This window comes from Streptomyces sp. NPDC059989 (genome assembly GCF_042736975.1).
Lineage (GTDB): Bacteria > Actinomycetota > Actinomycetes > Streptomycetales > Streptomycetaceae > Streptomyces.
The window spans coordinates 10,413-34,762 of the sequence record NZ_JBHWUO010000058.1; the positions used below are offsets into that span (position 1 = coordinate 10,413).

24 protein-coding genes and 1 pseudogene are annotated in these 24,350 nt (G+C 72.4%); 13 read left to right on the top strand and 12 right to left on the bottom strand.

The genetic code is table 11. The features are described from left to right. Window positions 1-452 (top strand): annotated as a pseudogene (locus ACFWBN_RS33740) (hypothetical protein); the annotation flags it as partial. Window positions 453-546: 94 nt separating this feature from the next. Here ACFWBN_RS33740 and ACFWBN_RS33745 read toward each other — a convergent pair. After that, window positions 547-1,179 (bottom strand): TetR family transcriptional regulator, encoded by a 633-nt coding sequence (locus ACFWBN_RS33745; protein ID WP_385183563.1) that lies wholly within the window; start codon window positions 1,177-1,179, stop codon window positions 547-549. 228 nt (window positions 1,180-1,407) lie between these two features. Between ACFWBN_RS33745 and ACFWBN_RS33750 the strand changes: the two genes are divergently transcribed. From ACFWBN_RS33750 to ACFWBN_RS33760, 3 genes are all read left to right on the top strand, one after another. Continuing rightward, complete coding sequence (locus ACFWBN_RS33750; RefSeq protein ID WP_385183566.1) at window positions 1,408-2,724, top strand: glycosyltransferase family 4 protein; 1,317 nt, start codon at window positions 1,408-1,410, stop codon at window positions 2,722-2,724. Between the two features lie 67 nt (window positions 2,725-2,791). Next, entirely contained in the window at window positions 2,792-3,544 is a 753-nt protein-coding gene (locus ACFWBN_RS33755; RefSeq protein ID WP_385183569.1) for a class I SAM-dependent methyltransferase, read from the top strand. Continuing rightward, window positions 3,541-4,629, top strand: coding sequence for a prenyltransferase (locus ACFWBN_RS33760; RefSeq protein WP_385183572.1), 1,089 nt, complete (start codon window positions 3,541-3,543; stop codon window positions 4,627-4,629). The genes ACFWBN_RS33755 and ACFWBN_RS33760 overlap by 4 nt, the downstream gene beginning before the upstream one ends. A 140-nt stretch (window positions 4,630-4,769) precedes the next feature. On the opposite strand, the gene ACFWBN_RS33765 is transcribed toward ACFWBN_RS33760, so the two are convergent. Next, the gene (locus ACFWBN_RS33765) at window positions 4,770-5,072 is read right to left on the bottom strand and encodes a hypothetical protein (protein ID WP_385183575.1); all 303 of its coding nucleotides are present in this window, start codon (window positions 5,070-5,072) and stop codon (window positions 4,770-4,772) included. A 113-nt stretch (window positions 5,073-5,185) separates the two neighbouring features. On the opposite strand from ACFWBN_RS33765, the gene ACFWBN_RS33770 reads away from it, so the two are divergent. After that, window positions 5,186-5,818, top strand: coding sequence for a hypothetical protein (locus ACFWBN_RS33770; protein WP_385183578.1), 633 nt, complete (start codon window positions 5,186-5,188; stop codon window positions 5,816-5,818). An 84-nt stretch (window positions 5,819-5,902) separates the two neighbouring features. Here ACFWBN_RS33770 and ACFWBN_RS33775 read toward each other — a convergent pair whose 3' ends face one another. Beyond that, window positions 5,903-7,183 carry a DUF6923 family protein gene (locus ACFWBN_RS33775; RefSeq protein WP_385183581.1) on the bottom strand — a complete coding sequence of 427 codons (1,281 nt, stop codon included), beginning with the start codon at window positions 7,181-7,183 and terminating at the stop codon, window positions 5,903-5,905. A gap of 310 nt (window positions 7,184-7,493) precedes the next feature. Here ACFWBN_RS33775 and ACFWBN_RS33780 point away from each other — a divergent pair, with 310 nt between their 5' ends. After that, a complete protein-coding gene (locus tag ACFWBN_RS33780; RefSeq protein WP_385183584.1) occupies window positions 7,494-7,901 on the top strand; it encodes a hypothetical protein in 408 nt (135 codons plus the stop codon). 16 nt (window positions 7,902-7,917) lie between these two features. Here the strand turns inward: ACFWBN_RS33780 and ACFWBN_RS33785 are convergent, their stop codons facing one another. The 7 genes from ACFWBN_RS33785 to ACFWBN_RS33815 all read right to left on the bottom strand — a co-directional run bounded on the left by ACFWBN_RS33785 (window position 7,918) and on the right by ACFWBN_RS33815 (window position 13,178). Then, window positions 7,918-8,928 carry an LLM class F420-dependent oxidoreductase gene (locus ACFWBN_RS33785; protein ID WP_385183588.1) on the bottom strand — a complete coding sequence of 337 codons (1,011 nt, stop codon included), beginning with the start codon at window positions 8,926-8,928 and terminating at the stop codon, window positions 7,918-7,920. 108 nt (window positions 8,929-9,036) lie between these two features. Further along, on the bottom strand, window positions 9,037-9,855 hold the full coding sequence (locus ACFWBN_RS33790) for a hypothetical protein (RefSeq protein ID WP_385183591.1): 819 nt from the start codon (window positions 9,853-9,855) through the stop codon (window positions 9,037-9,039). A 163-nt stretch (window positions 9,856-10,018) separates the two neighbouring features. Next, window positions 10,019-10,966, bottom strand: coding sequence for an N-acetylmuramoyl-L-alanine amidase (locus ACFWBN_RS33795; protein WP_385183594.1), 948 nt, complete (start codon window positions 10,964-10,966; stop codon window positions 10,019-10,021). Between the two features lie 134 nt (window positions 10,967-11,100). After that, window positions 11,101-11,754 carry a class I SAM-dependent methyltransferase gene (locus ACFWBN_RS33800; protein ID WP_385183597.1) on the bottom strand — a complete coding sequence of 218 codons (654 nt, stop codon included), beginning with the start codon at window positions 11,752-11,754 and terminating at the stop codon, window positions 11,101-11,103. Between the two features lie 102 nt (window positions 11,755-11,856). Further along, window positions 11,857-12,360 (bottom strand): hypothetical protein, encoded by a 504-nt coding sequence (locus ACFWBN_RS33805; protein ID WP_385183600.1) that lies wholly within the window; start codon window positions 12,358-12,360, stop codon window positions 11,857-11,859. Window positions 12,361-12,387: 27 nt separating this feature from the next. Next, window positions 12,388-12,900, bottom strand: coding sequence for a hypothetical protein (locus tag ACFWBN_RS33810; protein ID WP_385183603.1), 513 nt, complete (start codon window positions 12,898-12,900; stop codon window positions 12,388-12,390). A 20-nt stretch (window positions 12,901-12,920) separates the two neighbouring features. After that, on the bottom strand, window positions 12,921-13,178 hold the full coding sequence (locus tag ACFWBN_RS33815) for a hypothetical protein (RefSeq protein ID WP_385183606.1): 258 nt from the start codon (window positions 13,176-13,178) through the stop codon (window positions 12,921-12,923). 232 nt (window positions 13,179-13,410) lie between these two features. Here ACFWBN_RS33815 and ACFWBN_RS33820 point away from each other — a divergent pair, with 232 nt between their 5' ends. Beyond that, window positions 13,411-14,481 (top strand): hypothetical protein, encoded by a 1,071-nt coding sequence (locus ACFWBN_RS33820; RefSeq protein WP_385183610.1) that lies wholly within the window; start codon window positions 13,411-13,413, stop codon window positions 14,479-14,481. A gap of 4 nt (window positions 14,482-14,485) precedes the next feature. Here ACFWBN_RS33820 and ACFWBN_RS33825 read toward each other — a convergent pair whose 3' ends face one another. Then, window positions 14,486-14,905, bottom strand: coding sequence for an ATP-binding protein (locus ACFWBN_RS33825; protein ID WP_385183613.1), 420 nt, complete (start codon window positions 14,903-14,905; stop codon window positions 14,486-14,488). Between the two features lie 85 nt (window positions 14,906-14,990). Here ACFWBN_RS33825 and ACFWBN_RS33830 point away from each other — a divergent pair, with 85 nt between their 5' ends. The 6 genes from ACFWBN_RS33830 to ACFWBN_RS33855 all read left to right on the top strand — a co-directional run bounded on the left by ACFWBN_RS33830 (window position 14,991) and on the right by ACFWBN_RS33855 (window position 23,563). After that, window positions 14,991-15,839: a helix-turn-helix domain-containing protein gene (locus ACFWBN_RS33830; RefSeq protein WP_385183616.1), complete on the top strand. Its 849-nt coding sequence runs from the start codon at window positions 14,991-14,993 to the stop codon at window positions 15,837-15,839. Further along, a complete protein-coding gene (locus ACFWBN_RS33835; RefSeq protein WP_385183619.1) occupies window positions 15,799-16,059 on the top strand; it encodes a DUF397 domain-containing protein in 261 nt (86 codons plus the stop codon). The genes ACFWBN_RS33830 and ACFWBN_RS33835 overlap by 41 nt, the downstream gene beginning before the upstream one ends. A 66-nt stretch (window positions 16,060-16,125) precedes the next feature. Beyond that, complete coding sequence (locus tag ACFWBN_RS33840; protein ID WP_385183622.1) at window positions 16,126-18,081, top strand: protein kinase; 1,956 nt, start codon at window positions 16,126-16,128, stop codon at window positions 18,079-18,081. Between the two features lie 301 nt (window positions 18,082-18,382). Continuing rightward, window positions 18,383-20,155, top strand: a complete 1,773-nt coding sequence (locus tag ACFWBN_RS33845; RefSeq protein WP_385183624.1) for a protein kinase — start codon at window positions 18,383-18,385, stop codon at window positions 20,153-20,155. 73 nt (window positions 20,156-20,228) lie between these two features. Further along, window positions 20,229-22,361: an acyl-CoA dehydrogenase gene (locus tag ACFWBN_RS33850; RefSeq protein ID WP_385183627.1), complete on the top strand. Its 2,133-nt coding sequence runs from the start codon at window positions 20,229-20,231 to the stop codon at window positions 22,359-22,361. A gap of 14 nt (window positions 22,362-22,375) precedes the next feature. Beyond that, window positions 22,376-23,563 (top strand): lipid-transfer protein, encoded by a 1,188-nt coding sequence (locus tag ACFWBN_RS33855; RefSeq protein ID WP_385183630.1) that lies wholly within the window; start codon window positions 22,376-22,378, stop codon window positions 23,561-23,563. A 287-nt stretch (window positions 23,564-23,850) separates the two neighbouring features. On the opposite strand, the gene ACFWBN_RS33860 is transcribed toward ACFWBN_RS33855, so the two are convergent. Continuing rightward, a complete protein-coding gene (locus ACFWBN_RS33860) occupies window positions 23,851-24,336 on the bottom strand; it encodes a hypothetical protein (protein WP_385183633.1) in 486 nt (161 codons plus the stop codon). Between the last annotated feature and the right edge of the window lie 14 nt (window positions 24,337-24,350).

Sequence of the window (24,350 nt, forward strand, 5' to 3'; positions counted from 1 at the left end):
AAGCCAAGCGCGCCCAGTCCGAGGCGGCGTGTTCCTCCAAGGCCCCCGCGGCGGCGACGCCGGAGGAGCGGCAGCGGTTCATGTCCGCCTGCATGAAGGACTCCGGCTTCACCTGGACCCCTCCCCCAGCCGTCGACCCGGCGGATGAAGCCAAGCGCGCCCAGTCCGAGGCGGCGTGTTCCTCCAAGGCCCCCGCGGCGGCGACGCCGGAGGAGCGGCAGCGGTTCATGTCCGCCTGCATGAGGGAATCCGGCTTCACCTGGACCCCTCCGGACGTCGGCCCGACGCCCACGCCGACCCCGACCCCGCCGGCCGATCAGCCTCCGACGACCCCGGTGCCTCCGCCCGCCGAGCCGAATCCGCCGGCCGAGCAGCCCCCGCCGGCCGACCAGCCGCCGCCCGCCGATCAGCCCCAGCAGCCCCAGCAGGTCGAGCCGCCGGACGCGGGCTAGCCTCGCGCAGATGACCACCGTTCAGGCCGGATCGGGAACCGGACGGTCAGGGCAGCCGGTCCAAGGGACATGACCCCCGCCCCCACCAACCGCTTCAGGCCTTTTCCGGGGACGTCAGATCGATCAGTCGGCAGACCGTTTCGATGTCGATCTTGACCTGGGCTATCGAGGCGCGGCCCGAGAGCCAGGTGATCAGCGCCGAGTGCCAGGTGTGCTCGATGACGCGGACCGCCGAGAGCTGTTCCGCCGTCGGCGGGGCCTCCAGGCCCATCGCGTCCAGGATGATCGCCGTGGTCAGCCGGGAGACCGTGTCCACCTCCGGGCTCACGCTGCGGTCCGCGAACGTCAGTGCCCGGACCATCGCGTCCGCCAGGTGCGGTTCCCGCTGGAGGGCCCGGAAGGCCCGCATCAGGGTCTCCGCCACCCGCGCCGCCGGGTCGTCGCCCGCCGGCGGGCGCTTGCGCAGGGTGGTGTGCATGTGCTGGAGCTGGTCCTGCATGGTGGCCACCAGCAGGTGCACCTTGGACGGGAAGTAGCGGTAGAGGGTGCCCAGGGCCACGCTGGAGGACTCCGCCACCTCGCGCATCTGGACGGCGTCGAAGCCGCCCCGGCTGGCCAGTTGGGCGCTGGCGTGCAGGATCCTGCGACGGCGCGCCTCCTGGCGTTCCGTCAGGGGAGGGGACGCCGGTGAGGTGACCGTGGTGACGGCTTTCGCTTCCGCTGTCATGTGTCCCGTTCCATGGCGTTCCGTGTCGTTGCGGGGGGCTGAATCCGGGCTGGTCCGGGGTCAGCATTGCAGGCGCCGCAGCCGTGGCGCGAATCACCTGCTCCGCCTCTTACGGTGTGGTTTCCGGCCGGTAGATTCAATGGTCTTCGACGGATCAAGTCTGAAACTTGTTCTACATTATCCGAGCGGTTACGCTCCGGCGAAAGTGCAGGGAGATGGGGGCCGAGAGTGACCGCTGAGGCCATGGTGAAGAGCCCTTTCGCGGGTTCCGCCACCGACGGCGACCGCCCGCTGCGTATCGCACTCCTCACCTATAAGGGGAACCCGTTCTGCGGTGGCCAGGGCGTCTACGTCCGCCACCTCTCGCGCGAGCTCGTACGCCTGGGGCACTCCGTCGAGGTCATCGGCGCGCAGCCCTACCCGGTCCTCGACACGGGCGCCACGCTCACCGAGCTCCCGAGCCTCGACCTCTACCGGCACCCCGACCCCTTCCGCACGCCCAAGCGCGAGGAGTACCGGGACTGGATCGACGCCCTGGAGGTCGCCACCATGTGGACCGGCGGCTTCCCCGAGCCGCTGACCTTCTCGCTCCGCGCCCGCCGGCACCTCGCCGCCCGCGCCGGTGAGTTCGACGTCATCCACGACAACCAGACTCTCGGGTACGGGCTGCTGGGAGACCTCGGCGCGCCGCTCGTGACGACGATCCACCACCCCATCACCGTCGACCGCCGGCTCGACCTCGCCGCCGCGAAGGACCGCAAGAAGCGGGCCTCCGTACGCCGCTGGTACGCCTTCACCCGCATGCAGGGCCGCGTCGCCCGCCGGCTCCCCTCCGTCCTCACCGTCTCCGGCTCCTCCAAGCAGGAGATCGCCGAGCACCTGGGCGTGCAGGCCGGCCGCATCCACGTCGTCCACATCGGCGCCGACACGGACCTGTGGTCGCCCGACGCCTCCGTCGCCGAGGTCCCGGGCCGCATCGTCACCACCTCCAGCGCCGACGTCCCGCTCAAGGGCCTCGTGCACCTCGTCGAGGCCCTCGCCAAGCTGCGCACCGAACAGCCCGAGGCCCACCTCGTCGTCGTCGGCAAGCGCGCCGAGAAGGGGCCGGTCGCCCGCGCCATCGCCTCGTACGGGCTCCAGGACGCCGTCCGCTTCGTCAAGGGCATCACCGACGCCGAACTGGTCGACCTCGTGCGCAGCGCGCAGGTCGCCTGCGTCCCCTCCCTCTACGAGGGCTTCTCGCTCCCCGCCGCCGAGGCCATGGCCACCGGCACCCCGCTCGTCGCCACCACCGGCGGCGCGATCCCCGAGGTCTCCGGACCCGACGGCGAGACCTGCCTCGCGGTGCCCCCCGGCGACGCGGGCGCACTGGCCGCGGCCCTGGGCCGGATGCTGGGCGACCCGGAGCTGCGGGCCCGCCTCGGCGCCGCCGGCCGCGAACGGGTCCTGGCCCGCTTCACCTGGGCCAAGGCCGCCGAGGCCACCGCCGCGCACTACCGCACCGCCATCGCGCAGGCAGCCGCCCGCACCCGCCGCGCGCGGTGACCTTCCCTTACCTACGCCAGCTCATGTGCAACCCCGAACACCCCCGCGACCGCGAAGGCAGGACCCCGTGCTGACCGTCGATTTCTCCCGGTTCCCGCTCGCCGCAGGCGACCGTGTGCTCGATCTGGGCTGCGGCGCAGGCCGGCACGCCTTCGAGTGCTACCGGAGAGGCGCCCAGGTGGTCGCCGTCGACCGCAACGGCGAGGAGATCCGCGAGGTCGCCAAGTGGTTCGCGGCCATGAAGGAGGCCGGCGAGGCCCCGGCCGGCGCCACCGCCACCGCCATGGAGGGCGACGCGCTCGCCCTGCCCTTCCCCGACGAGTCCTTCGACGTCGTCATCATCTCCGAGGTGATGGAGCACATCCCCGACGACAAGGGCGTGCTCGCCGAGATGGTGCGCGTGCTCAAGCCCGGCGGGCGCATCGCCATCACCGTCCCGCGCTACGGCCCCGAGAAGATCTGCTGGGCGCTCTCCGACGCCTACCACGAGGTCGAGGGCGGCCACATCCGCATCTACAAGGCGGACGAGCTGCTCGGCAAGATGGAGGCCGCCGGCCTCAAGCCGTACGGCACGCACCACGCGCACGGGCTGCACTCCCCGTACTGGTGGCTCAAGTGCGCCTTCGGCGTCGACAACGACAAGGCGCTGCCCGTCAAGGCGTACCACAAGCTCCTGGTCTGGGACATCATGAAGAAGCCCGCGCTGACCCGCCTCGCGGAGCAGGCCCTCAACCCGGTCATAGGCAAGAGCTTCGTGGCGTACGCGACCAAGCCCCACCTCCCCGTCGAGGCCGCCGGCGCCGCGGGCCCCGGCCAGTGAGCTCGCCGGAGCGCACCGCACCCGAACACCTCGTCCTGAACGGGGTGCTGACCGCCGAGCAGGCCGCGCAGACGGTCGCCGGGATCCTGGCCGCACAGCGGGCGGACGGGGCCATACCGTGGTTCCGCGGCCACCACCTGGACCCGTGGGACCACACCGAGGCCGCGATGGCGCTGGACGCGGCCGGGGAGCACGAGGCCGCCGCGAAGGCGTACGAGTGGCTCGCGGCCCACCAGAACCGGGACGGCTCCTGGTACGCGGCCTACGCCGACCGGGCGGACGGGGTGGACACCGCCGAGCCGCAGGACGCCGGGCGGGAGACCAACTTCGTCGCGTACATCGCGGTCGGGGTCTGGCACCACTACCTGGCGACCGGCGACGACACCTTCCTGGACCGCATGTGGCCGGCGGTGTACGCGGCCGTGGAGTTCGTGCTCGCGCTGCAGCAGCCGGGCGGGGAGATCGGCTGGAAGCGGGAGGCGGACGGGGCGGCCGTCACCGACGCGCTGCTGACCGGCTCCTCCTCGATCCACCAGGCGCTGCGGTGCGCCCTGGCCATCGCGGAGCACCGGGAGGAGCCGCAGCCGGACTGGGAGCTGGCGGCGGGGGCGCTGGGGCACGCGATACGGCGGCACCCGGAGCGGTTCCTGGACAAGTCCCGGTACTCGATGGACTGGTACTACCCGGTCCTGGGCGGGGCGCTGACCGGGGCCGACGCGAAGGCGCGGATCGAGGCGCGGTGGGACGAGTTCGTGGTCCCGGACCTCGGGGTGCGGTGCGTGCTGCCGAACCCGTGGGTGACGGGCGGGGAGTCCTGCGAGCTGGCGCTCGCGCTGTGGGCGATGGGGGAGTCGGACCGGGCGCTGGACATCCTGCGGTCGATCACGCACCTGCGGGCCGAGAACGGGATGTACTGGACCGGGTACGTGTTCCGGGACGAGGCGGTGTGGCCCGTGGAGCAGACGACGTGGACGGCAGGGTCCCTGCTGCTTGCCGTTGCGGCGCTGGGCGGGGACGAGGCGACCGGCGAGGTGTTCGGCGGGGGTTCGCTGCCGGTGGGTCTGGAACCGGACTGCTGCCGCTAGCCCGGGTGGGCGGGCGCGGGTCAAGGATCGGGGCTCCGCCCCGGACCCCGCGCCTCAAACGCCGGCGGGGCTGGATTTGCCCCGCCGAGGGCTGGATTTGCCCTCGGCGAGGCTGAGGATGGCCCCGCCAAGGGCGGATGTTAGAAGCGGCTGAGGAGGCGGGCCAGGGCGTGGCCTGCGATCAGGTAGACCACGGCCGCCAGGCCGTAGCCGATGACCACGTTGAGCCATTCCTGGCTGAAGGTGAAGATGTCGTGGGACCAGCCGGCGAGCCAGGTGGCGGCGTCGTGGACGAAGTCGACCACCTGGTTGCCCTGGTTGGCGTCGAGCAGGTACAGCACGATCCACAGGACGATCACGAAGGCGAACACGTCCGCCACGAGGGCGACGAGCCGGCCCGCCAGACCGCCCGACCGGGCGTGTGTGCGGGTGTGTGTGGGCATACGGCGCGTCTTACCGCCCAGGCGCGGCGCAAACCCGAACGGGTCCTCCTGAGTGGTGGAGCCCGGTGGCCGGGGTGAGGCTGCGGGGGACACCTCAGTCCCCGGAGGCAATCGTGGCCGTACCCACCACCGTCCGAATCCGCCGTGCCCTCACGGCGCTGGTCCTGTCCACCGCGCTGGTCGCCGGTGCCACCGCGTGCGGCAGCAGCACGGGACGGCAGGAGGAGTTCTCGTCGGCCGCCGTCGCGGATCTGGCGGCCCTCGCGGCTGCCGAGCCGGCCGCAGACGAAGCCGATGAGCTGGCCGCCGTGACGCCGTCGCCCACCACCTCCGCCGAGCGGCAGAAGTTCGCCAAGACCCGCTTCGTCGCCAACGCCGGGCTCGCGGCCGGGGCGACGTACCAGTGGATCATCAAGCCGTACCGCGACGGCAAGTTCAAGAAGGGCGCCAAGGGCCGTACGTTCGCGCTCATCAAGGCCGGTCTCGCCGGTGCCTTCGCCTACAACCGGCTGAAGGCGGCCGCCGACAACGCCAAGGGCGACCCGCTCCTGTCGAAGGCGATGGGCCCGCTGACGGCGGGCATCGAGTCCCTCAAGGGGCTTGGCAGCAAGCTCCGCAAGGGCGAGGCCGGCGACGCCGACATCAGCTCCTTCCAGAACGTCATCGACGGAGTCAAGAGCGCCGGCAAGAGCGCGGGTGCCGAGGTGACGGACAAGGTTCCGAGCGTGTCGCAGCTCGGCGGATAGCGCCGGCCGGCACGCACGCACACCGGCGCCGCCGGGGCCCCACCCAAGGGGCCCCGGCGGCGTGGCGAGCCGCATGTCACAGCACTACCGGGCGCTGTCCCCCGGCGTGATGAGGGTGGACGCGGTGTCCTTGTCGTTGTTCTTGTGCGGGTCCTTGTCGTCGCCGTACACCGTGGCGGTGTTCTCCACGGTGGTGGGCTCCAGGACGTAGGCCGCGGTGCCGGTCACCTCGATCTCGACCTTGTCGCCCTTCTCCAGCGGACCACCCGTGCAGGAGAGGACGCCGTCGGTGATCTCGCACCCTGCGGTCGAGGTGGACGCATCCAGGAGCTCCGCCGGGAGCTGGTCGGTCAGGGACCAGCCGGACGAGTCGCCCGTGCTCTTCCCCTTCTCCTTGTCCTTGCCCTTCCCATGGTCCTTCCCCTTGCCCTTCTCCTTCTCCTCCTTGCTCACGTTCTTCACCGTGATGCGGTAGGTGATCGGGGTGCCCGAGACGACTTCCTTGGGGGCGCGCTTGCGCACCGAGAGGTCGGCCTTGGAGTCGAGGAAGCAGGAGGTGGCGTCGAGGTTCACCAGCTCCTGCTCCGGGACCTGGTCCTGCGTCGACAGGATGGTGAACTCGGGGTCGGCGGAGGTCGCGTTCTTCACGTGCACCCGGAAGAGCTCTCCGTTTGAATTCCGGAAGAATCCGAGATCGCCGTTGCCGTAGACGAAGACGCCGCCGAAGTCCGAACCGCCCGGAAGGACACCGGGGAAGAAGTCCAGGCTCCCCGTGGCGATGCCGATGCGCGCGATGGCGCCGTCGTCCGTCGAACCCCACAGGAATCCGTCACGGAACGCGATGTCGAAGATGTCGAGTTCCGGGTCGTCCAGCCCGGGGACCTCGATGGAACCCTTGACCGAGCGGGTCTTGACGTCGACGATGTAGATCGTCTGCGTATCGTCCGCCAGGATGTAGTAGTTGCCCTTGTCGTCGAACGTGCCCGAGATGTAGAGGGCGGGCGGCAGACCGGTAATGGCGCCGCGGTCCTCGACGGCTCCATTGCGGTCGAAGCGGAGCAGGTGGTTTTCGTCGTTCGCGTCGACGAACTGGGTCCCGTAGAGGAACCGGTCGCGCGGGTTCACGCCGATGGCGTTGTAGAGGAACGACGTCGGGTCGCCCAGCGCCGTGAACTGGTACGTTCCGGGCCCTCTGTCGGCGGTGTAGAGCTGGTCCTCAGGGTCACCGAACGCGGCGAAGACCTTGCCGTCGCACTCGACGCCCTTCTCCTTGTGCGGCTTCTGCGCGACAGCCGCCGCGGGGGCCGGGGCGGCGCCGGCCGGTGAGGCCGGCAGGCCGGCGGCGAGTCCTGCGACGATACCCACCGCGCCCAGTGCGGAAAGCGCGCGCAGTCGACGCTTACCGTGCTTCGGCCCGTTTGTTCCTCGAATCACGAACATGCACCTTTCACTGCTGAAGGCGGACAGGGCCCCATGGCCGAGGCCCCCTCAGTGTGTGCCGGATGTGACGGACAAGCATCAGCACAAGGAATGTCGGGTCGAATGTCGCGGCTCGGGCTTTCGGAAGGGAGTTCGCTCCAATGCACCAGGGAAATGCCCGGGTATTTTTCGGATCATCGGAACGTCCACCCGGGTGCGTCGTTGACCGGCGGACCGGCCTGTTTGAATGGGTCCGGTGAACGTGATCGAGATCGTGTTGGTCCTGCTCGGCGCCGCGGGAGCCGGGTGGCTCCTGCGGCGCAAGCACCTCGCGCGGGTGGCCGCCGGACCCGTGCCCGGGATCCCCGGCATGGCGCGGCGGCCCGCCGGCGAGGGCCGCTGGCGTCCGGGCCGGCTGTACGCCGACGAGGGCGCGGCCCGCTGGGTCCCGGAGCGGGGCGAGCCCCTGCCGCTGCCGGGCGGCCGCGCCACCGACGTGCGGGCGCCCTCCGTGAAGGAGGGGATCTCCATCAACCCCGGATCGCGGATCGTGACGTGTGCGTACGACACCGGCGGGAGCATCGAGATCGCCGTCATGCCGCTGGACCTGCGGGAGCTGCTGGCCGCCCTGCCGCAGGCCGGTTCCGATTCCGGTCCTGCTTAGCCGTTTCCGGTTCCGCTCAGCTGTTGAGCTCCGCCAGCACGCGCAGGGTGTGCGGGTCCGGGGCCGTGACGAGGAGGTCGGTGACCGGGCCCTTGCGCCACAGTTCCAGGCGCTCCGCGATCCGCTCCCGCGGTCCGATCAGCGAGATCTCGTCGGCGAACGCGTCCGGGACGGCCAGGACCGCCTCCTCCTTGCGCCCGGCGAGGAACAGCTCCTGGATGCGGCGGGCCTCCTCCTCGTAGCCCATGCGCCCCATCAGGTCGGCGTGGAAGTTGCGGGCCGCGTGCCCCATGCCGCCGATGTAGAAGCCGAGCATCGCCTTGACCGGGAGGAGGCCTTCCGCGACGTCGTCGCAGACCTTGGCCCGGGCCATCGGCGCGATCATGAACCCCTCGGGGAGCTCGGCCAGCGAGGCCTGGTAGACGTCCGTGCGGGTCGGCGACCAGTAGAGGGGCAGCCAGCCGTCCGCGATCCGCGTCGTCTGGGCGATGTTCTTCGGGCCCTCCGCGCCGAGCAGGACCGGGAGTCCGGCCCGGAGCGGGTGGGTGATGGGCTTCAGCGGCTTGCCGATGCCGGTGCCGTCCTCGCCCCGGTACGGGTGCTGGTGGAAGCGGCCCTCCAGCGCGACCGGTGCCTCCCGGCGCAGCACCTGGCGGATGACGTCGACGTACTCGCGGGTCGCGGTGAGCGGGCTCGCGGGGAAGGGGCGCCCGTACCAGCCCTCCACCACCTGCGGCCCGGACAGGCCCAGGCCCAGCATCATCCGGCCGCCGGAGAGGTGGTCCAGGGTGAGGGCGTGCATGGCCGTCGCGGTGGGGGTACGGGCGGCCATCTGCGCGATGGCGGTGCCGAGGCGGATCCGGGAGGTGTGCGCGGCGATCCAGGTCAGCGGGGTGAAGGCGTCCGAGCCCCAGGCCTCGGCGGTCCACACCGAGTCATAGCCGAGGTTCTCGGCCTCGGTGGCGAGGTCGAGGTGGTCCGGGTTGGGGCCGCGGCCCCAGTAGCCGAGTGCGAGTCCGAGGCGCATGTACGGTCCCCTCCGCGATGCCGTTTCTGACGATGCGTCAGGTGACTGTAGGGCAACGGCCCCCCACCCGGAAGGGTGGGGGGCCGTGACGGGTTCGGGCGGGGCCGGTCAGCCGCGCTGGATGCCCGAGGTGTCGTTGAGGACGCCGCGGCGGCCGTCCTGGGTCTGGGCGACCAGGGCGGACGGGCCGCGCTGCTCGACGGCCAGGTACCAGGTGCCCGGGGCGAGTTCGGCGATCTGGCTCGGCGAGCCGTCCTCGGCGAAGAGGGGGCGGGCCACCGGGACCGCGAACCAGAACGGCGCGAAGTCCGCCGCGGGGGCGGGCGCCGGGGCCGGCTGGCCCGCGTCCTGCGGGCCCGGAGCCGGGGTGGGCGTGCCGCTGTACGGCGGGGCCGGCTGCGGGGTGCCGCCGTAGGGCTGCGGCTGCTGCCCGCCCGGGTAGCCGTAGCCGGCGCCCGGCTGGGGCTGGGCCCCGTACGGCGGCGCGGCGACCGGCTTCGGGTCCGGCACCAGCTGGCCGGCCAGCGCCGGGACCTTCGCGGAGAAGAGGGCCACGCCGGCCAGCGGCAGGGTGGCGAGGAAGGCGAGGATGGAGCCCGCGCCGAGGTCGAGCATGTCCGGGCAGGTGATCAGGGCCCACAGCGCGGACCAGGCGGCCGCGACGGCGAGCACCGTGCCCCACGCCTTCAGGGGCAGGCCGAGCACCTGGCGGGTCTCGGGCTGGAAGCGGGCGGCGATCAGCAGGCCGGCGGCGATGAAGCCGAGCAGGAAGACGCTGGGGAGCGCGAGGTGGTAGGAGTCGATGTCCCACGCGTTCGGCAGGTCACCACCGTTGGTGGAGTAGAAATCGAGGAACGAGGCGATGAACAGCAGCGCCGCTGCTCCGATCACCACGCCGTCGCCTCGAGTGAGGGAGCGGATGTTCACGTCTTAGGTGTCCTTCTCGGTCTCGGTCGTCTCGTGGTGCCGCGGTCGCAGAGCGCTGCCTGCAGCGGGGCGGGCGGCACCATGGTACGGAGGTCTCCGGCGGCCGAGATGATCGGGGCGTCGGGTGGTCCCACCGGGAGTCCCGGCGGGACTCCCGCTTGGACTACCCGCCGAGGAAGCCGACGATGCCGTCCGCGATGCCCTGCGCCGCCTTCTGCCGCCACTCCGGACTCGTCAGCTGCGCCGCGTCCTTGGCGTCACGCATGTTGCCGCATTCGATGAACACCTTGGGCCGAGTTGACAGGTTCAGTCCGCCGAGATCGTCGCGGATGACCAAACCGGTACCGCTCCCGAGGTAGTTGGCGGGGGAGGAACCGGTGGTCCTGGCGAAGTTCCCGGCGATCCGCTCACCGAGCTGCCGGGAGGGCTCCACGATGGCCGCGGTGTCGGCGGCGCCCCCCTTGACCTCGGCGGGGAGGATGATGTGGAAGCCGCGGTTGCCCGCGGAGACGCCGTCGGCGTGGACGGAGACGACGGCGTCGGCCTTCGCCTCGTTGCCGATGCGGGCGCGCTCGTCGATGCAGGGGCCCCAGGCGCGGTCGTCGGCCTCGTGCGTGAGGACCACCTTCAGGCCCTTGGCCTCCAGGAGGGCCCGTGCGCGCACGGACACGTCCATGGTGAACTCCGCCTCCATGTAGCCGGAGTTGGTGGTGGTGCCGGTGGTGTCGCACTCCTTGCGGTTCGTGCCGATGTCCACCTGCTGGTCGATCTCGTCGGTGTGCTGGAAGTTGCCCGTGTTGTGGCCGGGGTCGATGACGACGGTCCGGCCGGCGAGCGGGCCCTTGGCGGGGGCCGCGGCGGGCGTGGCGGGGGAGGGCGCCGGGATCGCCGGGGCGGCCTGCACGGGGCTCGTCGCGGCCGCCGGCTTGGCGTCGCGGCCGTCCGGCCCGGCCCCGGTCAGCGCCTGGGTCAGGACCCAGCCGGCCAGGGCGGTCGGCGCCAGCGCGGCGACCGCGATGACGAGGGTGGGGCGACGCGTGAACCAGGGCCGGTGGTCCGGCCCGGCCGACGCGGCGGCTTCGGAGGGTGGGGGGCTGTCGTCGTTGCGCACGCCGCGATGCTAGTCCGGGGGGTCCCGGGGGGTGCGGATCGTGCTCCATCCGGGGGCGTGGTGTGCTTATCGGATCTGCGTCGAGGGGTCCGGCCCGGCGCCGCCTCCTGGGGCTCCGCCCCAGACCCCGCGCCTCAAACGCCGGCGAGGCTGTTGTTGGTACGGCGCAGGACGCGGAGGGAGTCGGTGACCGAGACCTCCTCGAAGGCCCCGGAGGCAAGGGCGCGCAGGTAGATCCGGTACGGGGCCTGGCCGCCGTCGGCCGGATCCGGGAACACGTCGTGGATGACGAGCGTGCCGCCGGGGGCGATGTGCGGGGCCCAGCCCTCGTAGTCACCGGTGGCGTGCTCGTCGGTGTGGCCGCCGTCGATGAAGACCAGGCCGAGCGGGCCGCCCCAGGTGGCGGCGACCTGCGGGGAGCGCCCGACGATCGCGATCACGTGGTCTTCGAGGCCGGCCCGGTGGAGGGTCCGGCGGAAGGTGGGCAGGGTGTCCATCAGCCCGATCTCGGGGTCCACGACGGTCGGGTCGTGGTACTCCCAGCCGGGCTGCTGCTCCTCGCTGCCGCGGTGGTGGTCGACGGTGATGGCCGACACCCCGGCCTCGCGGGCGGCGTCGGCGAGCAGGATCGTGGAGCGGCCGCAGTACGTGCCGACCTCCAGGAGGGGCAGCCCGAGCGCGGCGGCCTCCGCGGCCGCCTCGTAGAGCGCGAGCCCTTCCCGTACGGGCATGAACCCCTTGGCGGCCTCGAAGGCGGCGAGGGTCTCCGGCTTGGGGGTGGCGGCCATGGGTTCCTCCGGCGTTCAGCGTGTCGTGGCGGCCCATGGTGCCCTACCGCCCGGTAGGGCACCATGCCGGGGCCCGCGGCGCCGCCCCGCGGCCCCGCCGCGTCAGCCGTCGACGTCCGCGCAGATCGCCTGGACGGTGAGGTCCACGGGGCTGGTGTGCCCGTTGTGGATGGCGCCGTCCCAGCGGGTGTTGTCCTCGCCGGGGACCGTGCCGGACTGCACGACGTGGACGCCCGGGACCTGGGGGTCCACGTAGACGCCCCCGCCCGTCACCTTCTTCCCGGTCGGGCAGCGGAGCGTGATGTCACAGGTCGCGCCGACCGGGCACTCAGCGGTGAACGAGACCACCTCGTAGCCCGTGAACCCACCCGAGCCCGATCCGCCGGAGGTGGATTCCGCGCTCTGGGAGCAACTGATGTTCTGGGTGCCCGTGAAGGTGTTGTGCGAGCCCACCTGCCCGGCGGGGTAGCAGACGAGGGTGATCGAGGGCAGGTTGAGGACCGACAGCAGCGAGCCGTCGTCCGCGGCGTACGCGCCGCCCGCCCCGAGCAGCATGGTGGCCAGGGCGGAACCGGCGATTGCCGATAGCCTCTTCGTGAGCTTCATGTCCGTATTCCTTCGCCCGCCTGCCGCTTAAGGGGCTTCGTCGACGCAGACGGCCCAGGCATGGAAGGCGCCGGGTACGGTCCCTGCGTTCCTGGCACTCGTCTGCCACCCCCTCGTACCGTCACCGCTCTCGGTTGGCGCGGATTCGATACTGTCCCAGTGCGAAGCGAATGGACCACGTTGGAACCCGCCACCGGTGGGGACCTTCCCCTCCGGGCACATCGCGGCCGCACCACTCGTCAGTCCTGGCTCGACGGTGACGCCAGCCGCGAACACCTCTTCACGTCCGGTGACACCGCCGTCGGCCGCGGGCGCCGGGTTGGTGATGGTCTGGTCGGTGCTCTGGGAGCAGCTGATGTTCTGCGTGCCGTTGAAGGTGTTCCCGCTCCCGACCTGCCCGGAGGGGAAGCAGGCCGCTCCGACCGCCGGGTTGTTGAGGGCCGAGACCAGTTCCCCGTCGGCGGCGGCCCCGCCGGCGGAGAGGATGACCGCCGTGGCGGCGGTCGTACACACGGTGGCAAACGTCCTGGTGAGCTTCATTCTGGGTGTCCCTTCCTCGTCTACTTGAGCAGGCTGCCGAGGCCGGTGGCGTTGGCCGGCGCCGGAGAGAGTCCGGACGCGAGGCCGGTGATCTGGCGCTTCGCGTCGTTGACCGTCGGAGTGAGGAAGCGCAGCGACAGCAGGTTGTCCAGGCTGAGGGGACTGGCGCTCGGGCGTTCGGGGGCGGGAGCGGCCTGGGCGGCGGGAGCGGAGGCGAGGCCGACGGCGAGTGCCAGGGCTGCCCCCGACGCGATGCGGGCAAGGGTGAGGTGAGCCATGACGGCCCCAACGCCGTCGGCCCCGCCCGGTTATGGGCCCTAGGCCGGGCGGGGCGGTTCTTTCGCTCGACTGGCGTCGGCAGTCGGGCGATTCGGGGGTCCTCCCCCGAGCCCTCACGCCTCGAACGCCCGGCGGGGGCTGGGGTGCCCCTCTGGTGCCTCCGGGGGACGGGGGCGGCGCGTCCCCCTTCGCTCCCTTACCCACTGGGCTGATTTACGTATTTTGGCGGCCATGTCCAGACTCGGAGTTTTCGCAGGTGCGGCTGCGGCTGCGGCTCTCGCGACCGTGGTCGCGCTGCCCGCCGAAGCCCCCGCCCACGCCCAGCGGGTCGTGCAGTGCACCCAGACCGCCCTCAGGACCGCCATCACCCAGGCCAACACCGTCCCGGGCCCCGCCGTCCTCTTCCTCGCTCCCGGCTGCACCTACACCCTGACCACCGCCGACAACCCCGGCAACGGCCTGCCGGTCGTGACCAGCGACATCACCATCGTCGGCAGCCAGAACACCATCCGGCGCCAGTCGACGGCCCTCTTCCGCATCTTCGAACTGGAAGGCACCGGCGCCCGGCTCAGCCTGAACAACCTCACCCTCCGCGACGGCCGCTCGGACAGCGGCGGCGGCGGGGCCATCCGGTCCGACGGCGGCGCCACCCTCACCCTCAATGCCGTCGAGGTGACCAGGAACATCGCGGACCAAAGCGGAGTCGGCGGGGGCATCTACAACCACAACGGCACACTGACCCTCCGCAACAGCACCGTGAGCTACAACATCGCCACCGACGACGCGGGCGGCATCAGCTCGAACCCCTCCACGAACCTCTCGAACACCACCGTCACCGGCAACACGGCGAAGCAGATCGGCGGCGGGCTGCAGGCGCTCGGCAGCAGCCTGACCATCGCCAACAGCCGGATCACCGACAACGCCTCCCGGCTCAGCGGCGGCGGGATCGCCGCCAGCAACTTGACGGGAACCATCACGGACACCCTCATCCGTGGCAACACCGTTGCCCAGCCGGGGAGGGTGGGCGGCGGCATCCTGGCCAGCGCCAGCACGTTGACCTTCGAACGGGTCACCGTGTTCGCCAACCGGGTCCCCGCCGAGGACGGGCAGGGGGGTGGCATCACCGGCGACTCCGGCTCCAACTTCACCATCCGCAACAGCTCGGTGACCCACAACTTCGCCCACAAGGCTCCCGGTGGCATCTTCAACAACGGGAGCACGATCACCCTCGTCGCCACCCCCGTAGAGAACAACGTCCCCACGAACTGCTCGCCGAGCGTGGTGCCCAGCTGCACGGGCTGACCCGCTACCCGGCCTTCCCGTCACACTCGAACCACACCGTCTTGCCGGTGGGGATCGGGAGCGTGCCCCAGCGGTCGGTGACCGCCTCGACCAGGAGCAGCCCCCGCCCGCCCTCCGCGAGCGCGTCGCCTTCGCGGGACGGTCGGGGGAGGTCCGGGCTCCTGTCCACCACCTCGACCCGCAGGCCCTCCGGCCGCCGCAGGATGAGCACCGTGCAGTGCCGCCCGGGCACGTGCCGTACGACGTTGGCGACCAGCTCCGTCAGCGCCAGCTCGGCGCCGTCGGCCAGCTCGGGCAGGCCCCACCGGTCCAGGTACGTCCGCAGGATCCGCCGCATGTGCCGGGCCGAATGCTCACCGACGGTGAAGCCCATGCGGTAGCTGCCGCCAATTTCCGCCGGAGAGCGGTCAGTTGCGTGATTCATGTCACCAGCGTGGAGCGGCGTGGTTACGCTCGGCTACAGGCCGAAACGAACGCCGCACGGCGTGAACTTGAGGGGTGACCGCCTCATGGTCAACATCCGCGCTCTCGATCCCAGCGCGTCTCCGCTGGACTACTACGGTGCCGAACTCCGCCGCCTGAGAGAGGAGGCGGGGCTGAAGCAGGAGATTCTGGGCGGCATCATCTTCTGCACGGGCTCGCTGATCGGGCAGATCGAGACGGCGAGGAAGGTGCCGACGCGGGACTTCTCGGAGCGGGTCGACGCGGCGCTGGGGACGGATGGTGTGTTCTCCCGGCTGGTGGGCTTGGTGCTGCGCAGCCAGCTGCCGAGTTGGTTTCAGCAGTATGCGGAGATGGAGGCGCGGGCCGCCTACATTTCCAGCTTTCAGGCGCAGCTGGTGTACGGCCTGTTGCAGACCCCGGACTATGCACGTGCAGTGCTTCGGGCTGGCTGGGCGGACAAGCTCGATGAGGCGGTGGCCGCGAGGATCGACCGTCAGCAGATCTTGGTCAGGGAACGTCCACCACTGATCTGGGTGGTGCTGGACGAGGCGGTGCTGTACCGGCCGTTCGGTGGCCGCGACGTCATGCGGAATCAACTCCAGCATTTGTTGGGATTCCGCGATCGGCGCGAGGTTCGCATCCAGGTGCTGCCCTTCGGGGCCGGTGAACATCCGGCGACAGTAGGGTCGTTCAACGTCCTGAGGTTCGATCGAGACCCGGACATCTTCTACGCCGAAAGCTATGGTTCGGCCAACGTGACCGCCAACCCAGAGACGGTCAGGGACTGTACGCACCGATACGATCACTTGCAGGCCGCAGCCCTCTCTGTGGAGGACTCGGCAGCATTGATCGCCCGCGTACAGGAGGAACGTTATGGGGCTCAACCAGAACCTGACGGGCGCACTGTGGCGTAAATCAAGCTACAGCGGCGGCACGGGCGGCGACTGCGTCGAGTGCGCCCCGCTCGGCGCCGCCGCCTGGCGTAAGTCCTCGTACAGCGGTGACACCGGCGGCAACTGCGTCGAAGTGGCCGCCCAACCCGCCCACATCGCCGTCCGTGACTCCAAGATCCCCGACGGCCCCGCCTTCACCGTGAGCCCCGGCGCATTCACCACCTTCGTCAGGGCCCTCTAGGCCTGATCCCCCTTACCCTGAGGCGAGTTGGGCCGACCACAGGGGATCTACGGGGGAACGGGCAGCATGAGCAGTGGGATCAGTGGTGACCAGGATGACGACGACAACGTCGACGGCGGCATAAAGCCGCTCGCGGCCGCGGATCCGACCCGCATAGGGCCGTACCTGCTGCTCGGGCGGCTCGGCGCCGGCGGTATGGGGCGGGTGTTCCTGGCCCGGTCCGAGGGCGGGCGTACCGTCGCCGTGAAGGTGGTGCACGAGGAGCACGTCTCGAACGCGCAGTTCCGGGCCCGCTTCCGCCGTGAGATCGATGCCGCCCGGCGCGTCGGCGAGCGGTACACCGCGCCCGTCATCGACGCGGATCCCGACGCCGAGCGGCCCTGGGTGGCCACGGGGTACGTGCCCGGGCTCTCGCTGGAGCAGATCGTGCGCCGGTACGGACCCCTGCCCGCGGACTCCGTACACGCCCTCGCCGAGGGGCTGTTGCACGCGCTGAAGGACATCCACGAGGCCGGGATCGTGCACCGCGACCTCAAGCCGTCGAACGTGATGCTGACCGTCGAGGGCACGCGTGTCATCGACTTCGGCATCTCGCGCGCCCTGGAGACCTCCGTCGAGTCGCTGCTGACCAGCACCGGCATGGTCGTCGGCTCGCCCGGGTTCATGTCGCCCGAGCAGGTCCGCGGGCAGCGCGCGGGGGTGAAGAGCGACGTGTTCACGCTCGGCTGCGTGCTGACGTACGCGGCCACCGGCCGGCTGCCCTTCGGGGCCGGGGCCAGCAACCAGCACGCGGTGATGTTCCAGATCGTGGAGGCCGAGCCGGAGCTGGAGCGGGTGCGGGACGAGGCCCTGCGGGCGTTCATCCGCCGCTGCCTGGTCAAGGGCGTCGACGAGCGGCCCGGTGTGGAGGAGCTGCTGGAGGATCCGGAGCGGGTCCGTCCGGGGGCGCTCGGCGGGGCGTGGCTGCCGCCCAAGGTGGTGGCGCGCCTGGCCCAGCAGGCGGCGCGGCTGCTCGACGCGGAGGCGGCTCCGCCGGAGCGGGAGGCGGCAGCGGCCGACCTGGAACCCACCGACCGGGCGACGCTCGGGCTGCGGGCGAAGGACGAGGACGGCTCCGCGGAGCCGGTGGTCGGGCCGCCGGTGGCGGGGCCGGTGGCCGGGGTCGACACCTCCGAGAGCGAGCGGCGGCGCCGCAAGCGGCCGTGGACCATCGCGGTTCCGGCCGTGTTCGTCCTCAGCATCGGCGGCGGCACGGTGGCCCTGATCCAGCCGTTCGGCGGCGGTACGGAGCATCCGCAGGCCTCGCCGCCGGCGAGCAGTGCGCCCGTGACGCCCGGCGCGGCCGGCGCCCCCTCCGGGGCCAGCGGTTCGCCGGGCCCGGCCGCGCAGAGCCCGCAGAGTTCCCAGAGCCCCGGCGGCACGCCGGAAGGCGGCCAGGTCGGCGGCGCCGCCCAGGGGGCCGCTGCAGGCGCGGGAACGCCCGGCGGCGGCGCCGGCACCCCGGGCGGAAACACCGGCACCGGCAGCAGTGCCACCCAGGGCGGCGGCGGGGGCCCCGTCGCCGGGGGCAGCAGCGTCGGCACCGGTCCCGGCGGCGGGGGCGCGGCCGGCACCGGCACCGGGGCCACCCCGGGAGGCGGGGGCTCGCCGAGCGGTGGCGGTTCGCCGAGCGGTGGCGGCTCGTCCGGCGGCGACGCGGTCCCGGCGTACTTCGTCGGTACGTGGGTCTACAAGGGGCAGTTCAACATCGGCCAGCCGGAGACGGTGACCGTGAGCCGCACCGGGGCCGTCCGTCTGATCTCCGACTCGGGGATGGGCCATTGCGAGTACATGGCCAAGGTGCTGTCGGTGACCGGCGGGACCAAGATGAACATCAGTGCGGGGGCGGAGGACAAGAGCAAGTCCAACAACCAGTTCTGCGGGACGCTCGACCCGTCGTTCTTCACCAAGAGCGAGCCGATGGGGCTCATGCACAACGTGGGGCCGTCGCACGGCGAGGGGTACTACTACGAGCGGTCCTGACCCTCCGGCCCCGGCGACGACCTTCGCGGGAGCCCCCTCTCGGTATGATCCCTCCCCGTATCGGGGACCCTCGCTGAGCGAGGCCCTGGCCGCCGCCGGTGTGCTCGGGGTGGCCGCCGTCGGTGGCGGGGCGTACCTGCTGTGGTCGTCCGCGACGGCAACCTTGTCGTGCAGGTGTACCTCGCCGGGGAGGCGCGCCCGGCCGCGAGCTGCGAGACCGAGGCCAAGGGCATCGCGCGCGCCGCGCCGGCGGCCGTGCCGAGTTGAGCGGGGGCCGAGTGGAGAAGGGGGGCGGGGCGGTATGGAGGACGTAGGGCCTTCGGGGCCGAAGCGGGTGGGGCCGTTCGACGTGCTCGGCGTGCTGGGGCAGGGCGGTATGGGGCGGGTGCTGCTGGCCGCCGGGCCGGACGGGCGGCTCGTCGCCGTCAAGCAGGTGCTCGCGCACTTCGCCGACGACGAGGGCTTCCGGGCCCGGTTCCGGCGCGAGGTCACCGCCTCGCGCAAGGTGTCCGGCGCCTACACGGCGGCGGTGATCGACGCCGACGCGGACGCCGCGACGCCCTGGCTCGCCTCGGTGTTCGTGGCCGGGCCGTCCCTGGGCGCCGTCGTCAAGGCGGTCGGGCCGCTGCCGGAGGACGTCGTACGGCGCCTCGCGGCGGGGCTGGCCTCGGCGCTGGTGGAGATCCACCGGGTCGGGTTGGTGCACCGGGATCTCAAGCCGGACAACGTGCTGCTCGCGGAGGACGGGGTACGGGTCATCGACCTGGGCATCGCGCGGGCGATGGAGTCGGGGGCCGAGTCGGACACCGCGCTGACGCGGACCGGATGGGTCGTCGGCTCGCCCGCGTACGTGTCGCCCGAGCAGGCCGAGGCCGCGCCGCTCACCCCGGCGAGCGACGTGTTCTCGCTCGGCTCGGTGCTGGCGATGGCCGCGACGGGCCGCAGTCCGTTCGCCGGAACGTCCGTCCTGCGGACGCTCTACGACGTGGTGCACGCCGAGCCCGACCTGAGCGGGGTCCCGGCGGGGCTGCGGGAGGTCGTCGCCCTGTGCCTGGCCAAGGACCCGGCGGCGCGGCCGTCCCCGGCGCGGTTGCGGGAGCTGATCGGGGCGGTGGCGCCGGCGGGGAGGCAGTGGCCCTCGGCCGTTTACGCGATGATCGCGGCGCAGCGGGGGGAGATCGACCGGCTGCTGGACGGGGGCCCGGTCGTCGCGGTCGTCCCTGCGGCGCCACTGCCGGGGGCCGGCCCCCGGACCCCCGCGCCTCAAACGCCGGCGGGGCTTGATGTGCCTCCGGCGGCGCCTCAAACGCCGGCGAGGCTGAACATGCCCCCGGTGGGCCTGGATGTACCCACGGCAGGGCTGGGTGTGCCTCCGGCGGGCTCGGAGATGCCCCGGGCTGGGCTGGATGTGCCTCCGGCGGGCTCGGAGGTGCCCCGGGCGAGGCTGGAGATGCCCCCGGCGGGGCCGGAGATGCCCCCGGCGGGGCTGGGCGTGTCCCCGCCGGGGCCGGACGGGGCGCGGAGTGCGTGGCAGTGGCCGCGGTGGGGCGTGGCGGCGGTGGTGGTTTGGGGGCTTCTCGTGGCCGGGATCGGGGTGGTGCTGTACGTGCGGGAACGGGCCGTGGCTGCCGTCGGTTACACGGCCGTTCCGACCTGCGCGGACGCCAACAGGACGGTGCCGCTCGCGTCCTGGGCGTCGGGCCGCGACACCCGGTCCGAGACGGTCAAGGGCGTGCAGGCGAGCTGCAACTGGAGCGGGGGCCCGAACGCCGCGTCGCCGTCCGGGCTGGTCCGGTGGGACCTGAGCCTCGGCGGGGACGCGGACGCCAACGCGCGGACCCAGAAGGGGCGTTTCCAGGCGGAGGCGACCGGTCAGCGCGAGGCGCCCCGGCTCGGGTTCGGCACCGAGGCCTACTGGGGTTCCCCCAGTGCCGACTGGACCTGTGTCCTCTCCGTCCGCGAGGGCAATCTCTCCGTCTGGGTGGGCCTCCGGGCGAAGCCCTACACCAAGGGCGACTGCGAGACGAAGGCGAAGGAGGTGGCCCGCACCGCGCTGAAGGCCGCGACCCGCTGATCCGGCACCGGCAGGGCAAGAACACGGTTATCTGACCTTCCGTCAGATTGGAACGTGTTCTAGTCTGCCGCGCATGGGCATCGGAATCACGCAAGAACAGCGGCAGTTGGCCGAGGCCGTGCGCGGCTGGGTGGCGCGGGCCGTGCCGCCCGAGGAGGTGCGCAAGCTCCTCGACACCCCGCCGCAGACCGGCACGCGGCCCGCCTACTGGGACGCGATGACCGCGCAGGGGCTGCTGGAGCCGCACCTCGAAGGCGGGACCCTCCTCGACCTGGCCGTCGTCGTCGAGGAGGCCGGCCGGGCCGCGCTGCCCGGGGCGTACCTGCCGAGCGCGCTGGCCTCCGTACTGCTGGACCGGGCCGGGGCCGACCCGCTCGACGGCCGGGTCGGGGCCGTCGCGCTGGGGCCCGGCACCCTGACCGCCGTCGCCGTCGAGGGCGGCGGACACCTCCTCGACGGGATCGCGCCCCCGGTGCTCGGCGCCGGCGAGGCCGACCTCGTGCTGCTCGCCGCCGAGGCCGCGCACGGCACCCGCTGGTTCGCCGTGGACGCCGCCGCGCTGGACATCCGTACGCAGGAGAGCGCCGACCCGACCCGCCCCACCGCCGAGGTGCGGGCCCGCGGGGTCACCGTGCCGCCCGGCCGGCTGCTGGAGCTGGACGCCGCGCTCGTACGGGACCTGGCCTGCACCCTCTTCGCCGCCGACGCCTGCGGCACCGCCGCCTGGGCCCTGCACACCGCCGCCGAATACGCCAAGGTGCGCGAGCAGTTCGGGCGCCCCATCGGGCAGTTCCAGGGCGTCAAGCACCTGTGCGCCGACATGCTGGTCCGGCTGGAGCAGGCCCGGGCGCTGGCCTGGGACGCCGCCCAGGCCATGGACGAGCCCGCGGAGGTGCGCTCGCTGGTCGCCGCGCTCGCCGCCGGGACCGCCCTGGACGCCGCCTACTCCTGCGCCAAGGACTGCATCCAGATCCTCGGCGGCATCGGCTTCACCTGGGAGCACGACGCCCACATCCACCTGCGGCGGACCCTGGTCGCCCGGCAGCTGCTCGGGCCCGGCGACGGGCACCGCCTACGGGCCGTACGGCTCGCGGCGGCCGGAGCCCGGCGCGAGCTCCGCCTGGAGCTGCCCCGCCAGGCGGAGGCGCACCGCGCGAAGGCCCGTACCGCCATCGAGGACGCCCGCGGGCTCGACCCGGCGGCCGCGCGGCGGATCCTGGCCCCCACCGGCTACGCGGCCCCGTACCTGCCGCCCCCCTACGGCCTCGGCGCCGGACCCGTCGAGCAGCTCGTCGTCCAGCAGGAGCTGCGGCGGGCCGGGGTCAAGGTCGCCGACCTCGGGATCGCCACCTGGGTCGTGCCCTCGCTGATCGCCTACGGGACGGACGCGCAGCGGGAGGCGTACGTCGCCGCGACCCTGCGCGGGGACGTCACCTGGTGCCAGCTCTTCTCCGAACCGGGGGCGGGCTCGGACCTGGCCTCGCTGCGGACCAGGGCGGAGCGCGCGGAAGACGGCTCCTGGACGGTCAACGGACAGAAGGTGTGGACGAGTTCCGCGCACAGCGCCGACTACGGGATCCTGCTGGCCCGCACCGACCCGGCCGCCCCCAAGCACAAGGGGCTCGGCTACTTCGTCGTCGACATGAAGAACACCCCCGGCATCGACATCCGGCCGCTGAAGGAGATCACCGGGGAAGCCCTCTTCAACGAGGTCTACTTCGACGACGTGACCCTCCCGCCGGACGCGCTGGTCGGGGCGGCCGACGGCGGCTGGAAGGTGGCCCGCAACACCCTCGGCAACGAGCGCGTCCACATGGCCGACCAGATGACCTTCGAATCCGGCCTGGAAGCCCTCCTCGCCCGCTCCGCCGACCTCGACGGCGCGTACAGGGCGCGCATCGGGGCGCTCACCGCCGAGGCGCACGCGCTGGCGTGCATCGGGCTGCGCACCACGCTCCAGCAGGTGTCGGGGCTGGAGCCGGGCGCGGGCGCCTCCGTACGCAAGCTCGTCCAGACCCCGCACCAGCAGCGGACCGCCGAGCTCGCGCTCGAACTGCTGGGACCGGCGGGCGCGGTACGGGAGGGGGCGGGGGAGCGGGCGGTGCACGGGATGCTCATGTCCCGCTGCCTGACCATCGCCGGGGGCACCACGCAGGTCCAGCTCAATGTCGTCGCCGAGCGGATCCTCGGCCTTCCCAGGGACTAAGGGGCAGCAGGGACATGAAGTCATACATCGTGGGCGTCGGCATGACGAAGTTCGAGAAGCCGGAGTCGCGGGACTGGCAGTACTGGGACATGGCGAAGGAGGCCGGCTCCGCGGCGCTCGCCGACGCCGGGGTGGGGTACGACCTGGTGGAGCAGGTGCCGGTGGGCTACTGCTTCCAGGCCTCCACGGCGGGGCAGCGGGCGGCGTACGAACTGGGACTGAGCGGGGTCCCGGTCTACAACGTGAACAACAACTGCGCGACGGGCTCGACGGCGCTGATGATGGCGCGGCAGTTCGTCGAGGGCGGGATCAGCGACTGCGTGCTGGCGCTCGGCTTCGAGAAGATGAAGCGGGGCGCGCTGGGCGGGGGTGCCGACGGCGGCGACTTCAAGACGGCCCCGGTGGCCCGGCACTACGGGATCATGGCCGCCCGGCACGGCTTCGAGATGTCCCCGCCCACCGCCCAGATCTTCGGGAACGCGGCGCGCGAGCACATGGAGCGGTACGGGACCACGGCCGCGCAGCTGGCGGCGGTGGGTGCGAAGAACCACCGGCACTCGGCGAACAACCCGAACGCGCAGTTCCAGGACGTGTACTCGGTGGAGGAGATCCTGGGGGCGAAGGAGATCCACGCGCCGCTGACGAAGCTGCAGTGCTCGCCGACCTCGGACGGGGCGGCGGCGGCGCTGGTCGTCTCGGAGCGGTTCATGGTGCGGCACGGGCTGCACGACAAGGCGGTGGAGATCGTCGCCCAGTCGATGACGACGGACACGGAGGAGTCCTTCTCCTCGGGCTCGTGCATCGACGTGGTCGGCAAGCCGATGACGGCGGCGGCGGGGCGGCAGGTCTTCGAGGCGTCCGGACTCGGCATCGAGGACGTCGACGTGATCGAGCTGCACGACTGCTTCTCGATCAACGAACTGCTGACGTACGAGGCGCTGGGCATGTGCGGGGACGGCTCCGCCGGGGAGCTGGTCGAGTCGGGCGCGACCACGTACGGCGGGCGCTGGGTGGTCAACCCCTCGGGCGGGCTCATCTCCAAGGGCCACCCCCTGGGCGCGACGGGCCTGGCGCAGGCCGCGGAGCTGGTCTGGCAGTTGCGGGGCGAGGCGGGCCCGCGCCAGGTCCCCGGTGCGGGGGTGGGCCTTGCCCACAACATCGGGCTGGGCGGGGCGGCGGTGGTCACCCTCCTCCGCAGGTAACGGCCCGCTGCGGCGCAAGCCCGGCTCCGCCGGGACCTGGGGCTCCGCCCCAGACCCCGCGCCTCAAACGCCGGCGAGGCTGGATGTGGCCCGGCAAAGCCTTTGGGTGCAGCTCACAACCCACCCAGCGACACTTGACCGGACAGCTCAGCCAAAAACCAGCCTCGCCGGCGTTTGAGGCGCGGGGGCTCGGGGGCGGAGCCCCCGCAGCGGGGCCGCGCCCGCATGCCCGGGGCGCAGCCGAGGCGGAACCAGCCCAGCCGGCGGAGCCCCCGGCAGGGGAGCGGTCAGAGTCGGAAGACCCCGCGCCACGTCCACCCCGCCGCGAGAACCGCCTCGCGGAGAGGGGTCTTCACGGCCGTCGAGCTGAAGGCGGACGCCTCCGAAAGGCGGCGGCGGCCGTCCGGGCCGCGCTCCACCGTCCACTGCTTGGAGACCGAAGTCAGCGGACCGCGGGAGTACTTCAGGCCCGTGCCGTTGAAGGACCGCTCCCCGGAATCCAAGGCCTCCCACTTCTCATCGAGGGTGCGGACCTCGCGCGCCGCCGGGACCAGGCGCAGCCGTGTCTGGCCGCGCCGCGGGTGCCAGGGGCCCTGGGGAATCCGCCACACCGCCACCAGGTCGGCGCCCTCCTTCGGAGTGCCCTCGCGCAGGATGAACGGGGCGTCCGGGCCGTCGAGCGCGAGCAGCGCCGCCCGGACCTCCGCGGTGGGCAGCGGGCGGACACCCTCGGCGGGGTGCCGGGTGCCGGTCAACTTGTCGAATAGGCCCATCGGGTCAACGTACC